Source organism: Streptomyces calidiresistens (assembly GCF_014141525.1).
Classification (GTDB): Bacteria; Actinomycetota; Actinomycetes; order Streptomycetales; family Streptomycetaceae; genus Streptomyces; species Streptomyces calidiresistens.
This window is the reverse complement of record NZ_VKHS01000694.1, coordinates 1-2,912: the sequence shown is the minus strand read 5'-3', so window position 1 is coordinate 2,912 and position 2,912 is coordinate 1. Positions and strand designations below refer to the sequence as shown.

General features: G+C 76.2%; 2 protein-coding genes. Both read left to right on the top strand.

Annotation, left to right across the window (positions count from 1 at the left end):
- Nucleotides 1-35: 35 nt before the first annotated feature.
- Nucleotides 36-977, top strand: a complete 942-nt coding sequence (locus FOE67_RS21570; protein ID WP_182666501.1) for a 4-(cytidine 5'-diphospho)-2-C-methyl-D-erythritol kinase — start codon at nucleotides 36-38, stop codon at nucleotides 975-977.
- Between the two features lie 35 nt (nucleotides 978-1,012).
- Nucleotides 1,013-2,857, top strand: a complete 1,845-nt coding sequence (locus FOE67_RS21565) for an ABC-F family ATP-binding cassette domain-containing protein (protein WP_182666500.1) — start codon at nucleotides 1,013-1,015, stop codon at nucleotides 2,855-2,857.
- The last annotated feature ends 55 nt before the right edge of the window (nucleotides 2,858-2,912 follow it).

Sequence of the window (2,912 nt, the reverse complement as noted above, 5' to 3'; positions counted from 1 at the left end):
CGCCCGCCCGGCCCGGACCCGCCGGGTCCGACGCCGTGACGGTGCGGGCCCACGCCAAGGTCAACGTGCAGCTCGCGGTCGGGGCGCCCCGCGCCGACGGCTACCACGACCTGGCCAACGTCTTCCTCGCCGTGGGCCTGCGCGACGCGGTCACCGCCCGTCCCGCCGAGCGGCTGCGGATCACCTGCGCCGGCCCCGGCTCCGAGCACGTGCCGCTGGACGGCACCAACCTCGTGGCCCGGGCCGCCGCCCTGCTCGCCGCGCGGCACGGGCGGGAACCCGCCGTGCACCTGCACATCGACAAGGACATCCCGGTCGCCGGCGGCATGGCCGGCGGCAGCGCGGACGGGGCCGCCGCGCTGCTCGCCTGCGACCTGCTGTGGGGCACCGCCACCCCGCGCGCGGAGCTGCTGGAGCTGTGCGCCGAGCTGGGCTCGGACGTGCCGTTCTCCCTGGTGGGCGGCGCCGCGCTGGGCCGGGGCCGGGGCGAGCGGCTGACCGGCCTGCCGGTCACCGGCACCTTCCACTGGGTCTTCGCGCTCGCCGACGGCGGCCTGTCCACGCCGGTGGTCTACCGGGAGTGCGACCGGCTGCGGGACGCGGCCGGGGAGAGCGTGCCGGAGGTGCCCGAGCCGGATCCGGCGGTCCTCGCGGCGCTGGCCGCCGGGGACGCGCGGGCGCTGGCCGGCGCGCTGGCCAACGATCTGCAACCGGCGGCCCTGGCGCTGCGCCCCGCCCTCGCCGACACCCTCGCGGTGGGGGAGAAGGCGGGGGCCCTGGCCGGGATCGTCTCCGGTTCCGGCCCCACCTGCGCCTTCCTCGTCGAGGACGCGGGGACGGCCGGGCGGGTGGCGGCGGCCCTGGAGGCCTCGGGCACCTGTCGCGCCGCCCGGGCCACCACCGCCCCCGCGCCGGGCGCCCACCGGGTGCCGCCGGATCCCGACGCCCGACCGCGCCCCGGCCGGCGACCCCGGTGACCCCACCCGTGACCACAGCTTCGGACTGAGAGCCCATGGCAGCCCCCGCGAAGAACCTCGTCAACCTGGAGTCCGTGACCAAGGTCCACGGCACCCGGACCCTGCTGGACGGTGTGTCCCTCGGCGTCGCCGAGGGCGACCGCATCGGTGTCGTCGGCCGCAACGGTGACGGCAAGACCACCCTGATCCGCGTGCTCACGGCGCTGGAGGAGGCCGACGCCGGCCGCGTCGTGCACGCCGGCGGCCTGCGGGTGGACGTGCTCACCCAGCACGACTCGCTCGACCCCACCGCCACCGTGCGGCAGGAGATCATCGGCGACCGGGCCGACCACGAGTGGGCCGGCGACGCCCGGATCCGCGACGTGCTCACCGGCCTGTTCGGCGGTCTGGACCTGCCCGGGTTCGCCGCCGGCCTGGACACCGTGATCGGCCCGCTCTCCGGCGGCGAGCGCCGGCGCATCGCGCTGGCCCGGCTGCTGATCGCCGAGCAGGACCTGTTGGTGCTGGACGAGCCGACCAACCACCTCGACGTGGAGGGCATCGCCTGGCTCGCCCGCCACCTGGGCTCCCGGCGCTCGGCGCTGGTGTGCGTCACGCACGACCGGTGGTTCCTGGACACCGTCTGCACCCGGATCTGGGACGTGCAGCGCGGCACCGTGCACGGCTACGACGGCGGGTACAGCGACTACGTCTTCGCCCGCGCCGAGCGGGAGCGGATCGCCGCCACCGAGGAGACCAAGCGGCAGAACCTGGTGCGCAAGGAGCTGGCCTGGCTGCGGCGGGGAGCCCCGGCGCGCACCAGCAAGCCCCGCTTCCGGGTGGAGGCGGCCAACGCCCTGATCGCCGACGTGCCGCCGCCGCGCGACGGAGCGGAGCTGATGCGCTTCGCCAACGCCCGCCTGGGGAAGACCGTCTTCGACCTGGAGCGGGTCACGCTGCGGGCCGGTGAGAAGACCCTGCTCACCGACCTCACCTGGCAGCTGGGCCCCGGCGACCGGGTCGGCCTGGTGGGCGTCAACGGCGCGGGCAAGACCTCGCTGCTGCGGGCGCTGGCCGACGCCGCCGAGCGACAGGCCGCCGGGGGGGAGACAGGGGAGGCGCGCGGCGTGGTCTCCGGCACGGTCCGGGTCGGCCGCACCGTCCGCCTGGCGTACCTGTCCCAGGAGGTCGCCGAACTCGATCCGACCTGGCGGGTGATCCAGGCGGTGGAGCGGGTGCGGGCCCGGGTGGACCTGGGCAAGGGGCGGGAGATGACCGCCGGTCAGCTCTGCGAGCGGTTCGGCTTCGGCAAGGAGAAGCAGTGGACGCCGGTGGGCGACCTCTCCGGCGGCGAGCGGCGCCGGTTGCAGATCCTGCGCCTGCTGATGGACGAGCCGAACGTGCTCTTCCTCGACGAGCCCACCAACGACCTCGACATCGAGACCCTCACCCAGCTGGAGGACCTGCTCGACGGCTGGCCCGGCTCGCTGGTGGTCATCAGCCACGACCGGTACTTCGTGGAGCGCACCACCGACCGGGTGTTCGCCCTGCTGGGCGACGGCCGGCTGCGGATGCTGCCGCGCGGTCTGGACGAGTACCTGGAGCGGCGGGCGGCCGTGCGGTCCGCCGAGGAGGAGCACGCCAGGGCCGCCCCGGCGGCGGAGCGGGACCGCCCGGCGGCCTCGCCGGCGCAGCTCTCCCGCGAGGCGCAGAAGGAGCAGCAGCGCATCGAGCGGCAGTTGGACAAGTTGGGGGAGCGGGAGGCGCGGCTGCACGAGAGCATGGCCGAGCACGCCACCGACTTCACCCGGGTCGCCGAGCTGGACGCCGAACTGCGCGAGGTCGTCGGGCGCCGGGAGGAGCTGGAGACCCGCTGGCTGGAGCTGGCCGAGGGCGCCTGAACCCCCGGCCCGGCGGCTCCGCCGGTCAACCCCGGGCGGGGTACGGGGGGTTGAC

Coding starts and splice junctions, on each gene's coding strand:
- FOE67_RS21565 (WP_182666500.1), top strand. CDS start 1,013: ATGGCAGCCCCCGCGAAGAACCTCGTCAACCTGGAGTCCGTGACCAAG.